The organism is Kluyvera sichuanensis (assembly GCF_040930405.1).
In the GTDB taxonomy this organism is placed as follows: Bacteria; Pseudomonadota; Gammaproteobacteria; order Enterobacterales; family Enterobacteriaceae; genus Kluyvera; species Kluyvera sichuanensis.
Genome location: NZ_CP162271.1, coordinates 3,384,953 through 3,402,263, shown reverse-complemented (window position 1 = coordinate 3,402,263; position 17,311 = coordinate 3,384,953). Strand labels below are relative to the sequence as shown.

General features: G+C 56.5%; 17 protein-coding genes. 12 read left to right on the top strand and 5 right to left on the bottom strand.

Annotated features, from left to right (window positions below; translation table 11 throughout):
• The first annotated feature begins 116 nt into the window (after window positions 1–116).
• Entirely contained in the window at window positions 117–362 is a 246-nt protein-coding gene (gene tusA, locus AB2B48_RS16440; protein ID WP_185667370.1) for a sulfurtransferase TusA, read from the top strand.
• A gap of 93 nt (window positions 363–455) precedes the next feature.
• Here tusA and zntA read toward each other — a convergent pair whose 3' ends face one another.
• Together zntA and AB2B48_RS16430 are read right to left on the bottom strand one after the other, a co-directional pair.
• The gene (gene zntA, locus AB2B48_RS16435; RefSeq protein WP_368299625.1) at window positions 456–2,666 is read right to left on the bottom strand and encodes a Zn(II)/Cd(II)/Pb(II) translocating P-type ATPase ZntA; all 2,211 of its coding nucleotides are present in this window, start codon (window positions 2,664–2,666) and stop codon (window positions 456–458) included.
• Between the two features lie 78 nt (window positions 2,667–2,744).
• A complete protein-coding gene (locus AB2B48_RS16430; protein WP_185667368.1) occupies window positions 2,745–3,371 on the bottom strand; it encodes a lysoplasmalogenase in 627 nt (208 codons plus the stop codon).
• Between the two features lie 140 nt (window positions 3,372–3,511).
• Here AB2B48_RS16430 and AB2B48_RS16425 point away from each other — a divergent pair, with 140 nt between their 5' ends.
• Entirely contained in the window at window positions 3,512–3,871 is a 360-nt protein-coding gene (locus AB2B48_RS16425) for a DUF2500 domain-containing protein (protein ID WP_368299624.1), read from the top strand.
• A 36-nt stretch (window positions 3,872–3,907) separates the two neighbouring features.
• On the opposite strand, the gene AB2B48_RS16420 is transcribed toward AB2B48_RS16425, so the two are convergent.
• Complete coding sequence (locus AB2B48_RS16420; protein ID WP_035894809.1) at window positions 3,908–4,186, bottom strand: DUF1145 family protein; 279 nt, start codon at window positions 4,184–4,186, stop codon at window positions 3,908–3,910.
• Window positions 4,176–4,772, bottom strand: coding sequence for a 16S rRNA (guanine(966)-N(2))-methyltransferase (gene rsmD, locus AB2B48_RS16415; protein ID WP_333498151.1), 597 nt, complete (start codon window positions 4,770–4,772; stop codon window positions 4,176–4,178). Before rsmD ends, AB2B48_RS16420 begins: the two co-directional genes overlap by 11 nt.
• A gap of 178 nt (window positions 4,773–4,950) precedes the next feature.
• On the opposite strand from rsmD, the gene ftsY reads away from it, so the two are divergent.
• The 6 genes from ftsY to livJ all read left to right on the top strand — a co-directional run bounded on the left by ftsY (window position 4,951) and on the right by livJ (window position 12,255).
• Window positions 4,951–6,591, top strand: a complete 1,641-nt coding sequence (ftsY, locus tag AB2B48_RS16410) for a signal recognition particle-docking protein FtsY (protein ID WP_368299623.1) — start codon at window positions 4,951–4,953, stop codon at window positions 6,589–6,591.
• A 2-nt stretch (window positions 6,592–6,593) separates the two neighbouring features.
• Window positions 6,594–7,262, top strand: a complete 669-nt coding sequence (ftsE, locus tag AB2B48_RS16405; protein WP_185667363.1) for a cell division ATP-binding protein FtsE — start codon at window positions 6,594–6,596, stop codon at window positions 7,260–7,262.
• Window positions 7,255–8,313, top strand: coding sequence for a permease-like cell division protein FtsX (gene ftsX, locus AB2B48_RS16400; RefSeq protein ID WP_185667362.1), 1,059 nt, complete (start codon window positions 7,255–7,257; stop codon window positions 8,311–8,313). The genes ftsE and ftsX overlap by 8 nt, the downstream gene beginning before the upstream one ends.
• A 257-nt stretch (window positions 8,314–8,570) precedes the next feature.
• Window positions 8,571–9,425 (top strand): RNA polymerase sigma factor RpoH, encoded by an 855-nt coding sequence (rpoH, locus tag AB2B48_RS16395; protein WP_064541362.1) that lies wholly within the window; start codon window positions 8,571–8,573, stop codon window positions 9,423–9,425.
• A 176-nt stretch (window positions 9,426–9,601) separates the two neighbouring features.
• Complete coding sequence (locus AB2B48_RS16390) at window positions 9,602–10,867, top strand: 4-aminobutyrate--2-oxoglutarate transaminase (RefSeq protein WP_368299622.1); 1,266 nt, start codon at window positions 9,602–9,604, stop codon at window positions 10,865–10,867.
• A gap of 284 nt (window positions 10,868–11,151) precedes the next feature.
• Window positions 11,152–12,255, top strand: coding sequence for a branched chain amino acid ABC transporter substrate-binding protein LivJ (gene livJ, locus AB2B48_RS16385; RefSeq protein ID WP_185667360.1), 1,104 nt, complete (start codon window positions 11,152–11,154; stop codon window positions 12,253–12,255).
• Between the two features lie 89 nt (window positions 12,256–12,344).
• Here livJ and panM read toward each other — a convergent pair whose 3' ends face one another.
• Window positions 12,345–12,728, bottom strand: a complete 384-nt coding sequence (panM, locus tag AB2B48_RS16380; protein WP_368299621.1) for an aspartate 1-decarboxylase autocleavage activator PanM — start codon at window positions 12,726–12,728, stop codon at window positions 12,345–12,347.
• A gap of 444 nt (window positions 12,729–13,172) precedes the next feature.
• Between panM and livK the strand changes: the two genes are divergently transcribed.
• From livK to livG, 4 genes are read left to right on the top strand one after another with little or no spacing between them, the layout of a single operon-like run.
• Complete coding sequence (livK, locus tag AB2B48_RS16375) at window positions 13,173–14,282, top strand: high-affinity branched-chain amino acid ABC transporter substrate-binding protein LivK (protein WP_185667358.1); 1,110 nt, start codon at window positions 13,173–13,175, stop codon at window positions 14,280–14,282.
• A 54-nt stretch (window positions 14,283–14,336) separates the two neighbouring features.
• Window positions 14,337–15,263 (top strand): high-affinity branched-chain amino acid ABC transporter permease LivH, encoded by a 927-nt coding sequence (gene livH / locus AB2B48_RS16370; RefSeq protein WP_035892178.1) that lies wholly within the window; start codon window positions 14,337–14,339, stop codon window positions 15,261–15,263.
• Entirely contained in the window at window positions 15,260–16,540 is a 1,281-nt protein-coding gene (gene livM, locus AB2B48_RS16365) for a branched chain amino acid ABC transporter permease LivM (RefSeq protein ID WP_185667357.1), read from the top strand. The genes livH and livM overlap by 4 nt, the downstream gene beginning before the upstream one ends.
• On the top strand, window positions 16,537–17,304 hold the full coding sequence (gene livG, locus AB2B48_RS16360; protein ID WP_333012708.1) for a high-affinity branched-chain amino acid ABC transporter ATP-binding protein LivG: 768 nt from the start codon (window positions 16,537–16,539) through the stop codon (window positions 17,302–17,304). Before livM ends, livG begins: the two co-directional genes overlap by 4 nt.
• The last annotated feature ends 7 nt before the right edge of the window (window positions 17,305–17,311 follow it).

Sequence of the window (17,311 nt, the reverse complement as noted above, 5' to 3'; positions counted from 1 at the left end):
ATGATACTGCTTTCCGCCTGCATTGCAATGGTTGTTTTTCGCGCAATCGTTAACCTGGTTGCGTTGAGGCAAGGTCAGCGTAAACTAAGCGCGTTTTTTCTGACGACGAGATACTCATGACCGATTTGTTTTCCAGCCCCGACCACACCTTAGACGCGCAAGGGCTGCGCTGCCCGGAACCGGTAATGATGGTGCGTAAAACCGTGCGGACGATGCCGGTGGGGGAAACGCTGCTGATTATTGCCGACGATCCCGCCACCACGCGCGATATCCCTGGCTTTTGCCGCTTTATGGAACATGAGCTGATTGCTCAGCAGACCGAGTCAGTGCCGTACCAGTATTTGCTGCGTAAGCGCCACTAACTGCGGGCCCGTAGCCCGGCCAAGCGAAGCGCCGCCGGGAATCGCTCCGGGCCTACCCGGGGTCGGCGTAAACGCCTCGCCCGGTCTACAGGATTACGCGCTAAACTTCCCGCGCAACAGTCGCAGCGCGTTCAGTGTCACCAGCACCGTTGCACCGGTATCTGCCAGTACTGCCAGCCACAACCCGGTCATGCCGAGCAGCGTGGTGATAAGGAAAATCCCCTTCAGCCCCAGCGCAATGGCGATGTTTTGTCGAACGTTAGCGTGGGTGGCACGCGCCAGGCGAATCATCTGCACCAGCCCGGTCAGACGGTTATGCGTCAGCGCCGCATCGGCGGTTTCCAGCGCCACGTCGGTGCCGCTGCCCATCGCGATGCCCATCGCCGCCGCTTTCATCGCCGGAGCGTCGTTAATCCCGTCACCCACCATCGCCAGCGGCCCCTGAGCGTTCAGCGCCGTCACTTCACTGACTTTATCGGCAGGCAGCAGGTTGGCGCGGTAGGCCATGCCTAACTCATCGGCAATGGCGGCGGCGGCACGCGGGTTATCCCCGGTCAGAATGATGCCCTGAATGCCTAATTCACGCAGGCCATCGACCGCCTGACGCGCCTCCTGACGCACGGTATCTCGCAGGGCTACAATCCCCAGAAGGGTATCGTCACGGGTAACGAGTACCACGGTGTTGCCCTGGCTTTCTAAGCGTTGAATCTCAGCCTGATGATCCGGCGTCGGGAACTTGCCTGCGGCGCAGATAACGATGCGCTGCCCATCGACGCTGGCTTCAATACCGGAACCGACGAGCGTACGCTGATTAGCGGCTTGAGGAATGACAAGCCCACGCAGCTGCGCCTCGCGCACCACGGCCTGCGCCAGCGGGTGGGTAGAGCCTTGTTCCACCGCAGCGGCCAGCGTCAGCAGGGTGTCTTCACTGAGTTCGGCGGTTGGGATAATCGTGGTCACCTGCGGTTTGCCGAGCGTCAGGGTGCCGGTTTTATCAAAGGCCATCTGGGTGATGCGGCCCAACTGCTCCAGCGCCGCGCCGCCTTTAATCAACGCACCGTGGCGCGCAGCGGTGGCAAGGCCTGAGGTAATCGCTGCCGGAGTCGAAATAACCAGCGCACACGGGCAGCCAATCAGCAGCAGCGTCAGCCCTTTATAGATCCACTCCTCCCACGAGGCGGCAAACAGCAGCGGTGGCACCAGCGTCACCAGCAGCGCGACGGCCATAATCGCCGGGGTATAGATGCGGCTGAAACGGTCGATAAAGCGCTCGATAGGTGCGCGACGCTCCTCGGCCTCTTCAATTAGACGCAGAATACGGTCGATGGCGCTGTCGCCAGGTTGGGAAATAACGCTCAGCTGTACCAGGCGATCGGCGCTGGTGGCCCCTGCTGGCACGCTCTCGCCCGCATTACGTTCTACCGGAATGGACTCGCCGGTTAACGCACTTTCATCAAAGCTGGCGAACGGGGTGAGGAGCTTCCCGTCGGCAGGCAAGCGCCCACCGGCGGCCACTTCAATCACATCGCCCGGCTGGAGATCCTTCTGGGCCACGGTTTCACGCTGGCCATCGCGCACGCGCACGGCGGTGTCTGGCTTCAGCGCCATCAGCGCGCTCACGCCTTGGCGCGCGCGGTTTGCGGCCCAGCCTTCAAGGCGTTCGCCGATCAAGAACAGCAGCAGCACCATCGCCGCTTCCGCCGTCGCGCCGATAAACAGTGCGCCGATGGCCGCGACGCTCATCAGCGTTTCAATGGCGAACCAGCTGCCGCTTTTCATCAGACGCAGCGCCTGGCGGGCGATAGGGTAAAGGCCGACCAGCGTGGTGGCGATAAAGGCCAGGTTGCCGAGCGGATGGTTGAACTGCTCCAGCCCCCAGCTAATCGCCATCATCACCGCGAGCGCGATAAGCGGCAGGTTTTCCCGCCAGCGCGGGCTGTTATCCTCTGCCTTTGGTTCGCTGTCGCTACGCAGCGAATAACCTGCGGCGCTCACGGCTTTCTCCACCTGAGCGCGGATGTCGTCATCGGCATCAACCAGCAGCTTTTCAGTAGCGAACAGCACCTTAACCTGCTTCACGCCGGCGACCTGGCTTACCGCGGTTTCGACTTTACGGGCGCAGGCGGCGCAGTCCATGCCATTAACGACCCAGCTATAGCGGGCGTCCAGCGTCGGTTCTACTGCGGGCTCAGCCGTTGCGCATTGGCTATCGCAGCAGCAGTCGTCCTGTGGCTGTGGCACAGGCGCGAGTTTAAAGGATGAGAATTGGGGGGCTTTATTGTTACGTGTCTCTGGAGTCGACATCGTATCCTCCGATTAATGATCGTTGCTTCATTAAGCGCAGCATACACTCTGGAGTCGACTCCAGAGTCAAGCAGGAAATTACAGGTAAAGCGCGCGAACGATAAAGAAGTGCCCGGCAAAGTAGCAGGCGGCGTAAATCGCCGTATCCGCGCGGAAACGGCAGCGATATTTGCTCACCAGCCAGATAATGTTACCCAGCAGCAGTAAACCGGCACCGAAGAAACCGGAGAGCGCGGTGTCCGTTGGACGCATAAACCACAGCTCGCCCGCGACCCAGACCATCATCAGCGTCATGGCGATAAAGGCCAGCACCGGCAGACGCATCTCTTCAAGCCGCGTCCAGATAACCGCCAGCCAGACCACGCCAATCACCAGCAGCACCACCGGTAGCGGCCAGAAGAAGGTGAAGGTCAGCTGTCCGGCAAACCAGATGGTATACAGCAGGTGCGACAGGAAAAACGCGCCGATGGCGTACAGCATGCGCTGACGCGGAAGCAGCGTGAGGGCATCGCCGACCAATGAGGCGCACAGGCCCGCCAGTACCAGGTAGCTGATGGCGTTAAACATCGGTGCCTGCCAGGCGAGAAACAGGAGTAAAATTAAGGTGATAGGTTTGAATGCCCAGCGCTGCCAGGCGGGCCCACGGTAGGCGGCATCCACGTAGAGCCAGCCTGAGAAGAATACTGCGATAAACGACCAAAGCATAATAAGTCCCTGTATCTGTTATCTTAATGGGTACTGTACTGCCAGTCTTGAATGTCCAGTGTAGTAGCCGCAGTCGCCAGATGACAATGGCAGACTGCGCCGTTTACTATGATTTGCATAAATTCTTAAGAGAACCTGAAATGAGCAAGATGCCGCTTTTTTTCATTATAGTCGTCGCCGTTATTGTGGTGGCCGCTTCGTTCCGCTTTGTGCAGCAGCGCCGAGAGAAAATGGACAACGACGCCGCCCCGCTGATGCAAAAGCGGGTGGTGGTGACGAACAAGCGCGAAAAGGTGCTGAACGATCGCCGTTCGCGTCAGCAGACGGTGACGCCAGCCGGTAGCGATATGCGTTATGACGTCAGCTTTAAACCGGAGCAGGGCGGGCTGGAGGTGAGTTTTCGCGTCGAGGCCGAGCAGTATCATCAGCTGACGGTGTGGGATAAGGGAACGTTGAGCTACAAAGGCTCGCGCTTTGTCGACTTTAAGGCTGAACAGTAAAAACAGGGCCTGGCGGGGAGCCAGGCCGGGAAACCCTTACTTCTTCTTCAAGCTCGCGCCTATTTTTTTCTGCCACACCAGCAGTTCAAACACGCCGAAGAGGAAGATACGGACTTTCTCGCCACGGCTCATCTGCGGGCCATCTTTCGGCATTGTCGACTGCAGCAGCGCCATCTGCATGCCGTGCATCAGGACCATAAAGATCAGCGCGACGTTAACGAAGATATTCAGCGGGCGGGGGAACGGGTGAACCAGGTTCAGCACCAGAAACGCCCATACGCACAGCATCAGCGCGCGTCCAAGATTAATCAGCATCACTTTCTCCCTGCACTTCACGATGATAGAGACGATAGGCAACCTGACCGGCAATTTTTTCCCGATGCAGATCCCAACTGACCGGCACCGGCGGTAGGCCATTTTCGACTTCGCTTTCGACGTAGATCAGCGCGTTATTGGCCAGCCAGCCGTTGGTTTCCAGTAAGTTTAACGTCTCTTCCAGTAATCCTTTACGGAATGGCGGATCGACAAAAATAATATCATGCGGCGTGCCGCTCTGAGCGAGGAATGCAAGGGTATTGGTATTCACCACTTTACCCTGCGCGGCGTTCAGCGTGGCGAGGTTCTTTTGCAGCTGTTGGGCCACTGAACGCTCCATCTCCAGCAGCGTGGCGCTGGCGGCATAACGGGAGAGTGCTTCCAGCCCTAACGCGCCGCTTCCGGCGAAGCAGTCCAGGCAGCGGGCATCTACCATTGAGGGTGCCAGCCAGTTAAAGAGGGTCTCACGCACGCGATCGGTGGTGGGCCTGAGTCCTGGACTATCAGGAACGGGGAGTTTACGGCCGCGCCACTGCCCGCCAATAATGCGGATCTGGCCCATGCCGCCGGAAGTTGGTTTTTTCATTTGCTTGCTCTGGTCGCTCTTTCGGCCTGCTATTCTAGCTTTCTGCCCTGCCGGGTGAAAGCGGTGAAGCCAGGGAAGTTAAGTGGTAGACTAACCGACTAATTTCATCATTATTTTAGCCTTCGCGTCGATTATGGCGAAGTGGCGCCATCAAAAACAGCGGGGAGTGTGGTTGCAAATGGCAAAAGAAAAAAAACGTGGCTTTTTTTCCTGGCTGGGCTTTGGGCAGAAAGAACAGGATCAGGTCGTTGAATCAGAAGAAAAAATTGAAGAGCAGCCGGTAGCCGACACGCCGGCTGTTGAGCCTGAAACGGTAGTTGAAGAGACACCGTACGTCGAAGAAGCGCAGGCGTCTGCTGAAGAAAGTGCGGAACCACACACCCTCGCGGAAAGCGAAGCGTTTGCCGAAGAAGTGGTTGAAGTCACTGAACAGGTTGCTGAACGCGAAATCGCACAGGCCGAAGCGGTTGAAGAAATTCAGCCAGAAGTGGTTGAAACCGCTGAGCCAGTAGCCGAAGCACAGCCGGAAGTGGTTGAAGCCGTTGAACCGGTTGCCGAAGCACAGCCGGAAGTGGTTGAAGCCGTTGAACCGGTTGCCGAAGCACAGCCAGAAGTGGTTGAAGCCGTTGAACCGGTTGCCGAAGTACAGCCAGAAGTGGTTGAAGTCGCTGAGCCAGTTGCTGAAGTACAGCCGGAAGTGGTTGAAGTCGCTGAGCCGGTAGTCGAAGTACAGCCAGAAGTGGTTGAAGAGATTGAACCTGAGACCGTTGATGAGTTAACCGACGAAGAACTGGAAGCGCAGGCGCTTGCCGTCGAGTCGGAAAACGAAGCGGTGGAAGAAGAAGCGGCCGTTGAAGCACCGGCGGATGACGCACAGCAGGAGCAGGAAAAACCAACCAAAGAAGGTTTCTTCGCGCGCCTGAAACGCAGCCTGTTAAAAACCAAAGAAAACCTCGGTTCCGGATTTATCAGTCTATTCCGCGGCAAGAAAATCGACGACGATCTGTTTGAAGAGCTGGAAGAGCAGCTGCTGATTGCCGACGTCGGCGTGGAAACCACTCGTAAGATCATCAATAGCCTGACCGAAACCGCCAGCCGTAAACAGCTGCGCGATGCCGAAGCGCTGTACGGTCTGTTGAAAGATGAAATGGGTGAAATCCTCGCAAAAGTAGATGAACCGCTTAATATTGAAGGCAAAACGCCATTTGTTATTTTAATGGTCGGCGTAAACGGTGTGGGTAAGACCACCACCATCGGCAAGCTGGCGCGTCAGTTCGAGCAGCAGGGCAAAACGGTCATGCTAGCAGCGGGCGATACCTTCCGTGCGGCAGCGGTTGAACAGCTGCAGGTCTGGGGCCAGCGCAACAATATTCCGGTTATCGCGCAGCACACCGGCGCAGATTCCGCCTCGGTCATTTTCGATGCCATCCAGGCGGCGAAAGCGCGTAACGTTGATGTACTGATTGCTGATACCGCAGGGCGCTTGCAGAATAAATCGCACCTGATGGAAGAGCTGAAGAAAATTGTTCGCGTGATGAAAAAGCTCGACGTCGACGCGCCGCATGAAGTCATGCTGACCATCGACGCCAGCACCGGGCAGAACGCCATCAGCCAGGCCAAACTGTTCCACGAGGCCGTTGGCCTGACCGGCATCACGTTGACTAAACTCGACGGTACCGCCAAGGGCGGGGTGATATTCTCCGTGGCGGATCAGTTCGGCATTCCGATTCGCTATATCGGCGTCGGTGAACGTATTGAGGACTTACGTCCGTTTAAAGCGGGCGATTTTATTGAGGCACTTTTTGCCCGAGAGGATTAATCATGATTCGCTTTGAACACGTCAGCAAAGCCTATCTCGGCGGGAGACAAGCGCTGCAGGGAGTCACATTCCATATGCAGCCAGGCGAGATGGCATTTCTGACCGGTCACTCCGGCGCGGGTAAAAGTACCCTGCTGAAGCTTATCTGTGGGATCGAGCGGCCGAGTGCAGGGAAAATTTACTTCGGCGGGCACGATATCAGCCGCCTGAAGAACCGTGAGGTGCCGTTCTTACGTCGCCAGATCGGCATGATTTTCCAGGATCACCATCTGCTGATGGACAGAACCGTGTTTGATAACGTGGCGATCCCGCTGATCATTGCGGGCGCCAGCGCCGACGATATTCGTCGTCGCGTCTCGGCGGCGTTGGACAAAGTCGGGCTGCTTGATAAAGCGAGAAACTTCCCGATCCAGCTCTCCGGCGGTGAACAGCAGCGCGTCGGCATTGCCCGTGCGGTGGTGAACAAGCCGGCGGTACTGCTGGCGGATGAACCGACGGGTAACCTGGATAACGCACTGTCGGAAGGCATTTTGCGACTGTTCGAAGAGTTTAACCGCGTTGGGGTCACGGTGCTGATGGCGACGCACGACATTGGGCTTATCTCCAGCCGCTCTTACCGCATGCTGACGCTGAGCGACGGTCATTTGCATGGAGGCCACACCGGTGAATAAGCGCGACGCAATTAACCAAATTCGCCAGTTCGGCGGGCGACTCGACCGCTTGCGTAAATCGGTCTCCTCATCGGGTGACGGCGGGCGAAATACACCGAAGCGCGGTAAACCGGCGCCGAAACCGAACTCGCGTAAAACCAACGTCTTCAACGAGCAGGTGCGTTATGCCTGGCAGGGCGCGCTGCAGGATCTGAAAAGCAAGCCGCTGGCGACCTTCCTGACGGTGATGGTGATCGCCATCTCCCTGACGCTGCCAAGCGTCTGCTATATGGTCTACAAGAACGTCAATACGGCGGCTTCGCAGTACTACCCCTCTCCGCAGATCACCGTCTATCTGGAGAAAACGCTGGATGACGATGCGGCGGCGAAAGTGGTGGGGCAACTGCAGGCCGAGCAGGGCGTGGATAAGGTGAACTACCTCTCCCGCGACGAAGCGCTGGGTGAATTCCGCAACTGGTCGGGCTTTGGCGGCGCGCTGGATATGCTGGAAGAGAACCCGCTGCCTGCGGTGGCGGTCGTTATCCCGAAAATCGACTTCCAGACCACCGATGCGCTGAACACGCTGCGTGACCGCGTGGCGCAGATTCAGGGCGTTAACGAAGTGCGCATGGATGACAGTTGGTTTGCGCGTCTGGCTTCTATTACCGGGCTGGTGGGCCGCGTGTCGGCGATGATCGGCGTGCTGATGGTGGCGGCGGTGTTCCTCGTCATCGGTAACAGCGTGCGTCTGAGCATCTTTGCGCGTCGTGATACCATCAACGTGCAGAAGCTGATTGGGGCAACCGACGGGTTTATCCTGCGTCCGTTCCTATACGGCGGTGCGCTGCTGGGCTTCTCCGGCGCGTTCCTGTCGCTGATCCTGTCAGAAATTCTGGTGATGCGACTGTCGTCGGCGGTCACCGAAGTGGCGCGTGTCTTCGGTACCCAGTTTGAGCTGAGCGGCCTGTCATTTGACGAGTGCCTGCTGTTGCTGCTGGTTAGCTCGATGATCGGTTGGGTGGCAGCCTGGCTTGCCACGGTACAACATTTACGCCACTTTACTCCCGATTAAAAAAGTTCTGTTATACTCTTCCCCTGCGACGACTTCCGTCCGCAGGGGATGCGTTTTAAACCCCATCTTTCTGCCCTCGCGGCCTATCGCGTGTCACATTTTGTGCGTAATTTATTCACACTGTTGCATTGAACTTGTGGATAAACTCACTGTCTGATAAAAGAGCGGATGATATTCTCGTTGCTCATAGAGCCTGGCATGTTTGTTGCCTTCGGGGACAAGCCGCCGCCAGTATGAAGTGAATTGAGAGGATTTGAATGACCAAAGAAATGCAAAATTTAGCGTTAGCCCCTGTTGGTAACCTGGAATCTTATATCCGGGCTGCGAACGCATGGCCGATGTTGACGGCTGATGAAGAAAAGGCGCTTGCTGAACGGCTGCATTACCAGGGCGATCTGGAAGCAGCTAAAACGCTGATCCTGTCTCACCTGCGCTTTGTTGTTCATATTGCTCGTAATTACTCGGGCTATGGCCTGCCGCAGGCGGACTTGATTCAGGAAGGCAACATCGGCCTGATGAAAGCTGTACGTCGTTTTAACCCAGAAGTGGGCGTACGCCTGGTCTCCTTTGCGGTGCATTGGATCAAAGCGGAAATTCACGAATACGTACTGCGTAACTGGCGTATCGTTAAAGTCGCTACCACCAAAGCGCAGCGTAAGCTGTTCTTCAACCTGCGTAAAACCAAGCAGCGTCTGGGCTGGTTCAATCAGGATGAAGTAGAAATGGTTGCCCGCGAACTGGGCGTTTCCAGCAAAGACGTTCGCGAGATGGAATCCCGTATGGCGGCGCAGGACATGGCGTTTGATATGTCCTCAGACGATGAGTCTGAAAGCCACTCGGTTGCTCCGGTGCTCTATCTGCAGGATAAATCGTCCAACTTTGCCGACGGCATCGAAGATGATAACTGGGAAGAGCAGGCAGCGAATAAGCTGACCGACGCAATGCAGGGCCTGGACGAACGTAGCCAGGACATCATTCGCGCCCGCTGGCTGGACGAAGACAACAAGTCTACGCTGCAGGAACTGGCCGACCGTTACGGCGTATCCGCCGAGCGTGTACGTCAGCTTGAAAAGAACGCGATGAAAAAACTGCGTGCGGCTATCGAAGCCTGATAACGTCAGTTAACGCGTGACCCCGATAACCCCTGGATGCCCATCCGGGGGTTTTGTTTTTCTGCTCCCCGTCATCACGCTTTCCTCTGCTTATTTCACGTTTGCCGCTGGCGTTAATGCAGGCGATGGCAAAGACTGAATAGACTTTTCGTCATTTCAACGGCAGGGGGTTTACCGTGAGTAACGAGTCACTGAATCATCGGCGTTTACAGGCCACGCCGCGCGGTGTGGGCGTGATGTGCGGCTTCTACGCGGAGCGCGCTGAGAACGCTACGCTGTGGGATATTGAAGGTAACGAGTACATCGACTTTGCCGCCGGGATTGCGGTGCTGAATACCGGACATCGCCATCCTCAGGTGATAGCCGCCGTTGAAAACCAGCTGCAGGCTTTTACCCACACCGCCTATCAGATAGTCCCCTATGAAAGCTATGTATCATTAGCAGAACGTATTAATGCCGCCGTGCCTATTGCCGGAAACGCCAAAACGGCGTTTTTCAGCACTGGGGCGGAAGCGGTTGAGAATGCGGTGAAAATTGCCCGCGCCTATACCAAACGTCCGGGACTGATTACCTTCGGCGGTGGCTTCCATGGTCGTACGTTTATGACCATGGCGCTGACCGGCAAAGTCGCACCGTACAAAATCGGCTTCGGCCCGTTCCCTGGTTCGGTGTATCACGGTCTCTATCCAAATGCCGCGCACGGCGTGACCACCGAGATGGCGCTCAAAAGCCTGACTCATATTTTCAAAGCCGATATCGCCCCGGACCAGGTGGCGGCGATTATCATTGAACCAGTGCAGGGCGAAGGTGGCTTTAATGTTGCCCCTGCTGATTTTATGCAGGCGTTGCGCCAGCTTTGCGATACCCACGGTATTTTGCTGATTGCCGATGAAGTGCAGACCGGCTTTGCCCGTACCGGCAAGCTGTTTGCCATGGAGCACTACAGCGTGAAGCCTGACCTTATCACCATGGCGAAAAGCCTGGCGGGCGGTTTCCCGCTCTCGGGCGTCGCGGGGCGTGCCGAGGTGATGGATGCCCCGGCACCCGGCGGCCTTGGCGGCACTTATGCGGGGAACCCGCTGGCGATTGCTGCCGCGCACGCGGTGCTGGATGTCATTGAGGAAGAGGCGCTTTGCACACGCGCCAACCATCTGGGCCAGCATCTGATTGAAGTACTTAATAAATTACGCGAAAGCTGCCCGGCGATTGCCGATGTGCGCGGCGTGGGGTCGATGGTGGCCGTAGAGTTTGTTAATCCGCAAACCGGGGAGCCGTCGCCGGAATTGACCAAACTGGTGCAGGATCGTGCACTGGCGGAAGGGGTGCTGCTGCTGAGTTGCGGCGTGTACGGTAACGTCATTCGCTTCTTGTACCCGCTCACCATCCCTGAGAAACAGTTCCAGCAGGCGCTGGAGGTGATTCGTCGGGCGATATCTGAATAGAGCGTGCCCTTCCCGGCCAGGCAAAGCGCCGCCGGGGATGTACCCAACACCCAAGCCACTCCGATGAGTGGCTTTTTTTTGTCATTTTTGCGTTACAAATCCGTCAAAATTAACGTTTCAATTCCACAAAAATGGGGTATGTTTTAGCAGAGTATGCTGAAAAAGCACGGTCAGCCTCCCTCAATATTAATATCTTATACTTACCATGTAGGTGATATAAGAATAATGTGCTAAATAACAACATCACAACAAATGCAACAACCATAACAATGGGGAACCTCAGGATGAAAATGAAGGGTAAAGCGTTACTGGCAGGATGTATTGCGCTGGCATTCAGCAATATGGCATTAGCAGAAAATATTAAAGTTGCTGTTGTTGGCGCGATGTCCGGCCCGGTTGCGCAGTACGGTGACCAGGAGTTCAGCGGTGCGACTCAGGCGGTTGCCGACATTAACGCCAAGGGCGGTATCAAGGGCAATAAGCTGGAAATCGTAAAATACGATGACGCCTGTGACCCGAAACAAGCGGTTGCGGTAGCGAACAAAGTGGTGAATGACGGGATCAAATACGTTATCGGTCACCTCTGCTCCTCCTCTACACAGCCTGCGTCTGACATCTATGAAGACGAAGGTATTTTGATGATCACCCCAGCGGCGACCGCGCCTGAGCTGACCGCGCGTGGCTATAAGCTGATTCTGCGTACCACCGGTCTGGACTCCGATCAGGGCCCAACCGCAGCGAAATATATCCTCGAGAAAGTGAAACCACAGCGCATCGCGGTCGTTCACGATAAGCAGCAGTATGGTGAAGGTCTGGCGCGCGCAGTGCAGGACGGTCTGAAGAAAGGCGGCGCGAACGTGGTCTTCTTCGACGGTATCACTGCCGGTGAGAAAGACTTCTCCACCCTGGTGGCGCGTCTGAAGAAAGAGAACATCGACTTCGTCTACTTCGGCGGTTATCACCCGGAAATGGGGCAGATCCTGCGTCAGGCGCGTGCTGCTGGCCTGAAAACCCAGTTCATGGGGCCGGAAGGTGTGGCGAACGTTTCACTGTCTAACATCGCGGGTGATTCTGCGGAAGGTCTGCTGGTGACTAAGCCTAAGAACTACGACCAGGTTCCGGCGAACAAACCTATCGTAGACGCGATCAAAGCGAAGAAAGAAGATCCAAGCGGTGCATTCGTATGGACCACCTACGCTGCGCTGCAGTCTCTGCAGGCGGGTCTGAACCACTCTGACGACCCGGCTGAGATCGCAAAATACCTGAAAGCCAATACCGTGGATACCGTGATGGGTCCGCTGTCGTGGGATGAGAAAGGTGACCTGAAAGGCTTCGAATTCGGCATCTTCAACTGGCACGCTAACGGTACGGCGACCGACGCGAAGTAATTCGTTCGGCGCTGCCCCGGCGTCGCTACGCTCGGCCGGACTACTATGATGTAGCCCGGCCGAGGCGTTAGCCGACGCCGGGATCGGCACTACCCTCGAACCCAGCCCTCAGCATGCACCGTAAAGCCCATCGCTTTGGCAAACGCGGCCGTTTCCAGGCTCTCTTGTGCGCCGGCTTTGCTCAGCGTCCAGCGGCTGACCTGCGGGTTATCGCGCATCACCTCTTCGACCAGATACTGCCCCACGCCGCGACGGCGGGTGACTTCGCGTACGCACAGACTGTTAAGCGTCCCCTGGCTGCCGTTGATCGTCACCTTTACCGCTGCCAGCAGGCGTTCGTTAAAACGGGCGGCATACAGGCGGTGGTTCTCATCAAGGTGCTGTTCGTTGGGGGTCTGAGTAGGCCAGATCTTACCGAGGCAGATGCGGTCCTGATCGCTAAAGGTGTCTAAACGAATGATGGTCAGCTTCATGGGCAGTTTGCTCAAATCTCGAAAATGGTGGCCAGTGTACTCAATTTATTCTGCCGGACGCTTTCTCTTTTTTGGCTTGTTCAGTAGGTGATTAATTTTTCGATATCCATGCAGACAGTTTGAAACATCATGGATCGAAAAATAGTCAGAACTTTAACCTGAAAACCAGCGTTTTATTCGGCTTATTGTGTCGTTATTTTATGCTGCCATTCGGGCTTTTTTTTGTTTATCTATGGTGAAAATCAGAATATTATCTTTTCTTAATAGACTGAAAAATAGAGAATTTAGTCTGTTTTTAGCCAAAAAGCTGCGCTAACTCATTAAAGATAATGGCAAAAGTAGCGTTGTATATTAAAAGTACAGAATGCTTTTTAACCACCACACAACAAAATATATGCACGCCACGACGTGTAAATACGACATCACGAATGGGGATCCCGAAGTATGAAAAGGAATACAAAAACAGTAATCGCAGGGATGATCGCGCTGGCTATGTCTCACGCGGCGATGGCAGACGATATTAAGGTAGCGGTTGTCGGTGCGATGTCCGGCCCGGTTGCCCAGTGGGGCGACATGGAGTTCAACGGCGCGCGCCAGGCCATTAAAGACATCAATGCCAAAGGCGGCATTAAGGGTGACAAACTGGTCGGCGTTGAGTACGACGATGCCTGTGATCCGAAACAAGCGGTGGCTGTCGCGAACAAAATCGTTAACGACGGCATCAAATACGTGATTGGCCACCTCTGCTCCTCCTCCACGCAGCCCGCGTCTGACATCTATGAAGACGAAGGCATTCTGATGATCTCCCCGGGTGCGACTAACCCAGAGCTGACCCAGCGTGGCTACCACTACATTATGCGTACCGCTGGTCTGGACTCCTCTCAGGGCCCAACCGCGGCAAACTACATCCTGAATAAAGTGAAGCCACAGCGCATCGCTATCATTCACGACAAGCAGCAGTACGGTGAAGGTCTGGCGCGTTCCGTTCAGGACGGGCTGAAAGCGGGCAAAGCCAATATCGTCTTCTTCGACGGAATTACTGCCGGTGAAAAAGACTTCTCCGCGCTGATTGCCCGTCTGCAAAAAGAGAACATCGACTTCGTTTACTACGGCGGCTACTACCCGGAAATGGGGCAGATGCTGCGCCAGGCGCGCGCGGTTGGCCTGAAAACGCAGTTTATGGGGCCGGAAGGCGTGGGTAACGCTTCACTGTCGAATATCGCCGGTAAAGCAGCGGAAGGCATGCTGGTTACCATGCCAAAACGCTATGACCAGGATCCGGCAAACGGCGCTATCGTCGATGCCCTGAAAGCGCAGAAGAAAGATCCAACCGGTCCGTACGTGTGGATCACCTACGCTGCTGTGCAGTCTCTGGCAACCGCCATGGAACGTACCGGTAGCGATGACCCTCAGGCGCTGATTAAAGACTTAAAAGCAAACGGTGCGAAAACCGTGATTGGGCCGCTGAGCTGGGATGACAAAGGCGATCTGAAAGGATTTGAATTTGGGGTCTTCCAGTGGCATGCCGACGGCTCATCCACCGTGGCGAAGTAACCTTCATTCCCCCCTGGCGGGCGTAGACCCGCAGGGGTAGCAAAAGGCTAATTTATGTCAGAGCAGGTTCTCTACTTTGTGCAGCAGATGTTTAACGGCGTTACGCTGGGAAGCACCTATGCACTGATCGCCATCGGTTACACCATGGTGTACGGGATTATCGGCATGATCAACTTCGCCCACGGCGAGGTGTACATGATCGGTAGTTATGTCTCCTTTATGATTATCGCCGCATTAATGATGATGGGCATCGACACCGGCTGGCTTCTGGTGGCGGCTGGCTTCATCGGGGCGATTGTGATTGCCAGCGCCTACGGCTGGAGCATCGAACGGGTGGCCTACCGCCCGGTGCGCAGCTCCAAGCGTCTGATTGCGCTGATCTCCGCCATCGGGATGTCCATCTTCCTGCAAAACTACGTCAGTCTGACCGAAGGCTCGCGCGATATCGCGCTGCCAAGTCTGTTTAACGGCCAGTGGATTGTCGGCAGCAGCGAAAACTTCTCCGCGTCCATCACTACCATGCAGCTGGTTATCTGGATTGTGACCTTCGTTGCCATGCTGGCGCTGACGCTGTTTATTCGCTACTCCCGCATGGGCCGCGCCTGTCGCGCCTGCGCGGAGGACCTGAAAATGGCGAGCCTGCTCGGCATTAACACCGACCGCGTGATTGCCCTGACGTTTGTCATTGGCGCAGCGATGGCGGCGGTGGCGGGCGTGCTGCTGGGTCAGTTCTACGGCGTTATCAACCCGTATATCGGCTTTATGGCCGGGATGAAAGCCTTCACCGCGGCGGTTCTGGGCGGTATCGGCAGTATTCCAGGGGCGATGATTGGTGGGCTGATTCTCGGCATCGCGGAAGCGCTGTCCTCCGCGTATCTGAGCACCGAATATAAAGACGTTGTGTCGTTCGCGCTGCTGATCGTGGTGCTGCTGGTGATGCCGACCGGTATCCTGGGCCGCCCGGAGGTAGAGAAAGTATGAAACCGATGCAATTTGCGATGGCGCTGCTGTCGGCGGCGATGTTCTTTGTCCTGGCCGGCGTCTTTATGGGCGTTCAGTTACAGCTCGACGGTACCAAACTGGTGGTCGGCAGCGCGGCGGATATCCGCTGGCAGTGGATTTTTATCGGCACCGCGGTGGTCTTTTTCTTCCAGATGCTGCGCCCGTTATTCCAGAAGGGGCTGAAAAGCGTCTCCGGGCCGAAGTTTATTCTGCCTGCCATTGACGGCTCGACGGTCAAACAGAAGCTGTTCCTGGTCGCACTGCTGGTGATCGCCGTAGCGTGGCCGTTTATGGTTTCACGTGGCACGGTTGATATTGCCACCCTGACCATGATTTATATCATCCTCGGCCTTGGCTTGAACGTGGTGGTGGGGCTTTCCGGCCTGTTGGTGCTGGGTTACGGTGGCTTCTATGCCATCGGTGCTTACACCTTCGCGCTGCTGAACCACTATTACGGTCTCGGCTTCTGGACCTGTCTGCCGATCGCGGGGCTGGTCTCGGCGGCGGCGGGCTTCCTGCTCGGCTTCCCGGTACTGCGTCTGCGCGGTGACTATCTGGCGATTGTGACCTTAGGCTTCGGCGAAATCGTCCGTATCCTGCTGCTTAACAACACCGAAGTGACCGGCGGGCCGAACGGTATCAGCCAGATCCCGAAACCGACCTTCTTCGGCCTGGAGTTCAGCCGCAGCGCCCGTGAAGGCGGCTGGGATACCTTCAGCAACTTCTTTAACGTCAAGTACGACCCGTCTGACCGCGTTATCTTCCTTTATCTGGTGGCGCTGTTGCTGGTGGTGCTGAGCCTGTTTGTCATCAACCGCCTGCTGCGCATGCCGCTGGGCCGTGCGTGGGAAGCGCTGCGTGAAGATGAAATTGCCTGTCGCTCGCTGGGCCTGAGCCCAACGCGTATCAAGCTGACCGCCTTTACCATCAGCGCCGCGTTTGCCGGTTTTGCCGGTACGCTGTTTGCCGCGCGCCAGGGCTTTGTCAGCCCGGAATCCTTTACCTTTGCCGAGTCGGCCTTCGTGCTGGCGATTGTAGTACTGGGCGGGATGGGCTCGCAGTTTGCGGTTATTCTCGCCGCTGTCCTGCTGGTGGTGTCACGCGAGCTGATGCGTGACTTCAACGAATACAGCATGCTGATGCTGGGTGGTTTGATGGTTCTGATGATGATCTGGCGTCCGCAGGGGCTTCTGCCGATGACCCGTCCGCAGCTCAAGCTGAAAAGCGGGAAAGCGAAAGAAGGAGAGCAGGCATGAGTCAGCCATTATTATCCGTTAACGGCCTGATGATGCGTTTTGGCGGCCTGCTGGCGGTTAACAACGTCGCCCTGGAACTGCATCCTCAGGAAATCGTCTCCCTGATTGGCCCGAACGGCGCGGGGAAAACCACGGTCTTTAACTGCCTGACCGGCTTCTACAAGCCGACCGGCGGCACCATTATGCTGCGTGACCAGCACCTGGAAGGGTTGCCGGGCCAGGAGATTGCCCGTATGGGCGTGGTGCGTACCTTCCAGCACGTGCGTCTGTTCCGCGAAATGACGGTGATTGAAAACCTGCTGGTGGCACAGCATCAGCAGCTGAAGACCGGCGTCTTCTCCGGCCTGCTGAAAACCCCGTCGTTCCGTCGCGCGCAAAGCGAAGCGCTGGATCGTGCTGCCACCTGGCTTGAGCGTATCGGCCTGTTAGAGCACGCGAACCGTCAGGCCAGCAACCTGGCCTACGGTGACCAGCGTCGTCTGGAGATTGCCCGCTGCATGGTGACACAGCCGGAAATCCTGATGCTCGACGAACCGGCGGCGGGTCTTAACCCGAAAGAGACCAAAGAGCTGGACGAACTGATTGCCGAGCTGCGTAACCATCACAACACCACTATCCTGCTGATTGAGCACGATATGAAGCTGGTGATGGGCATTTCTGATCGTATCTACGTGGTGAATCAGGGTACGCCGCTGGCGAACGGTACGCCGGAAGAGATCCGCAACAACCCGGACGTGATCCGCGCCTATTTAGGTGAAGCATAATGGGGGC

Excerpts from the sequence above, each read along its gene's own strand:
- tusA (WP_185667370.1), top strand. The coding sequence starts at position 117 with ATGACCGATTTGTTTTCCAGCCCCGACCACACCTTAGACGCGCAAGGG.
- zntA (WP_368299625.1), bottom strand. The coding sequence starts at position 2,666 with ATGTCGACTCCAGAGACACGTAACAATAAAGCCCCCCAATTCTCATCC.
- AB2B48_RS16430 (WP_185667368.1), bottom strand. The coding sequence starts at position 3,371 with ATGCTTTGGTCGTTTATCGCAGTATTCTTCTCAGGCTGGCTCTACGTG.
- AB2B48_RS16425 (WP_368299624.1), top strand. The coding sequence starts at position 3,512 with ATGAGCAAGATGCCGCTTTTTTTCATTATAGTCGTCGCCGTTATTGTG.
- AB2B48_RS16420 (WP_035894809.1), bottom strand. The coding sequence starts at position 4,186 with ATGCTGATTAATCTTGGACGCGCGCTGATGCTGTGCGTATGGGCGTTT.
- rsmD (WP_333498151.1), bottom strand. The coding sequence starts at position 4,772 with ATGAAAAAACCAACTTCCGGCGGCATGGGCCAGATCCGCATTATTGGC.
- ftsY (WP_368299623.1), top strand. The coding sequence starts at position 4,951 with ATGGCAAAAGAAAAAAAACGTGGCTTTTTTTCCTGGCTGGGCTTTGGG.
- ftsE (WP_185667363.1), top strand. The coding sequence starts at position 6,594 with ATGATTCGCTTTGAACACGTCAGCAAAGCCTATCTCGGCGGGAGACAA.
- rpoH (WP_064541362.1), top strand. The coding sequence starts at position 8,571 with ATGACCAAAGAAATGCAAAATTTAGCGTTAGCCCCTGTTGGTAACCTG.
- livJ (WP_185667360.1), top strand. The coding sequence starts at position 11,152 with ATGAAAATGAAGGGTAAAGCGTTACTGGCAGGATGTATTGCGCTGGCA.
- panM (WP_368299621.1), bottom strand. The coding sequence starts at position 12,728 with ATGAAGCTGACCATCATTCGTTTAGACACCTTTAGCGATCAGGACCGC.
- livK (WP_185667358.1), top strand. The coding sequence starts at position 13,173 with ATGAAAAGGAATACAAAAACAGTAATCGCAGGGATGATCGCGCTGGCT.
- livH (WP_035892178.1), top strand. The coding sequence starts at position 14,337 with ATGTCAGAGCAGGTTCTCTACTTTGTGCAGCAGATGTTTAACGGCGTT.
- livM (WP_185667357.1), top strand. The coding sequence starts at position 15,260 with ATGAAACCGATGCAATTTGCGATGGCGCTGCTGTCGGCGGCGATGTTC.
- livG (WP_333012708.1), top strand. The coding sequence starts at position 16,537 with ATGAGTCAGCCATTATTATCCGTTAACGGCCTGATGATGCGTTTTGGC.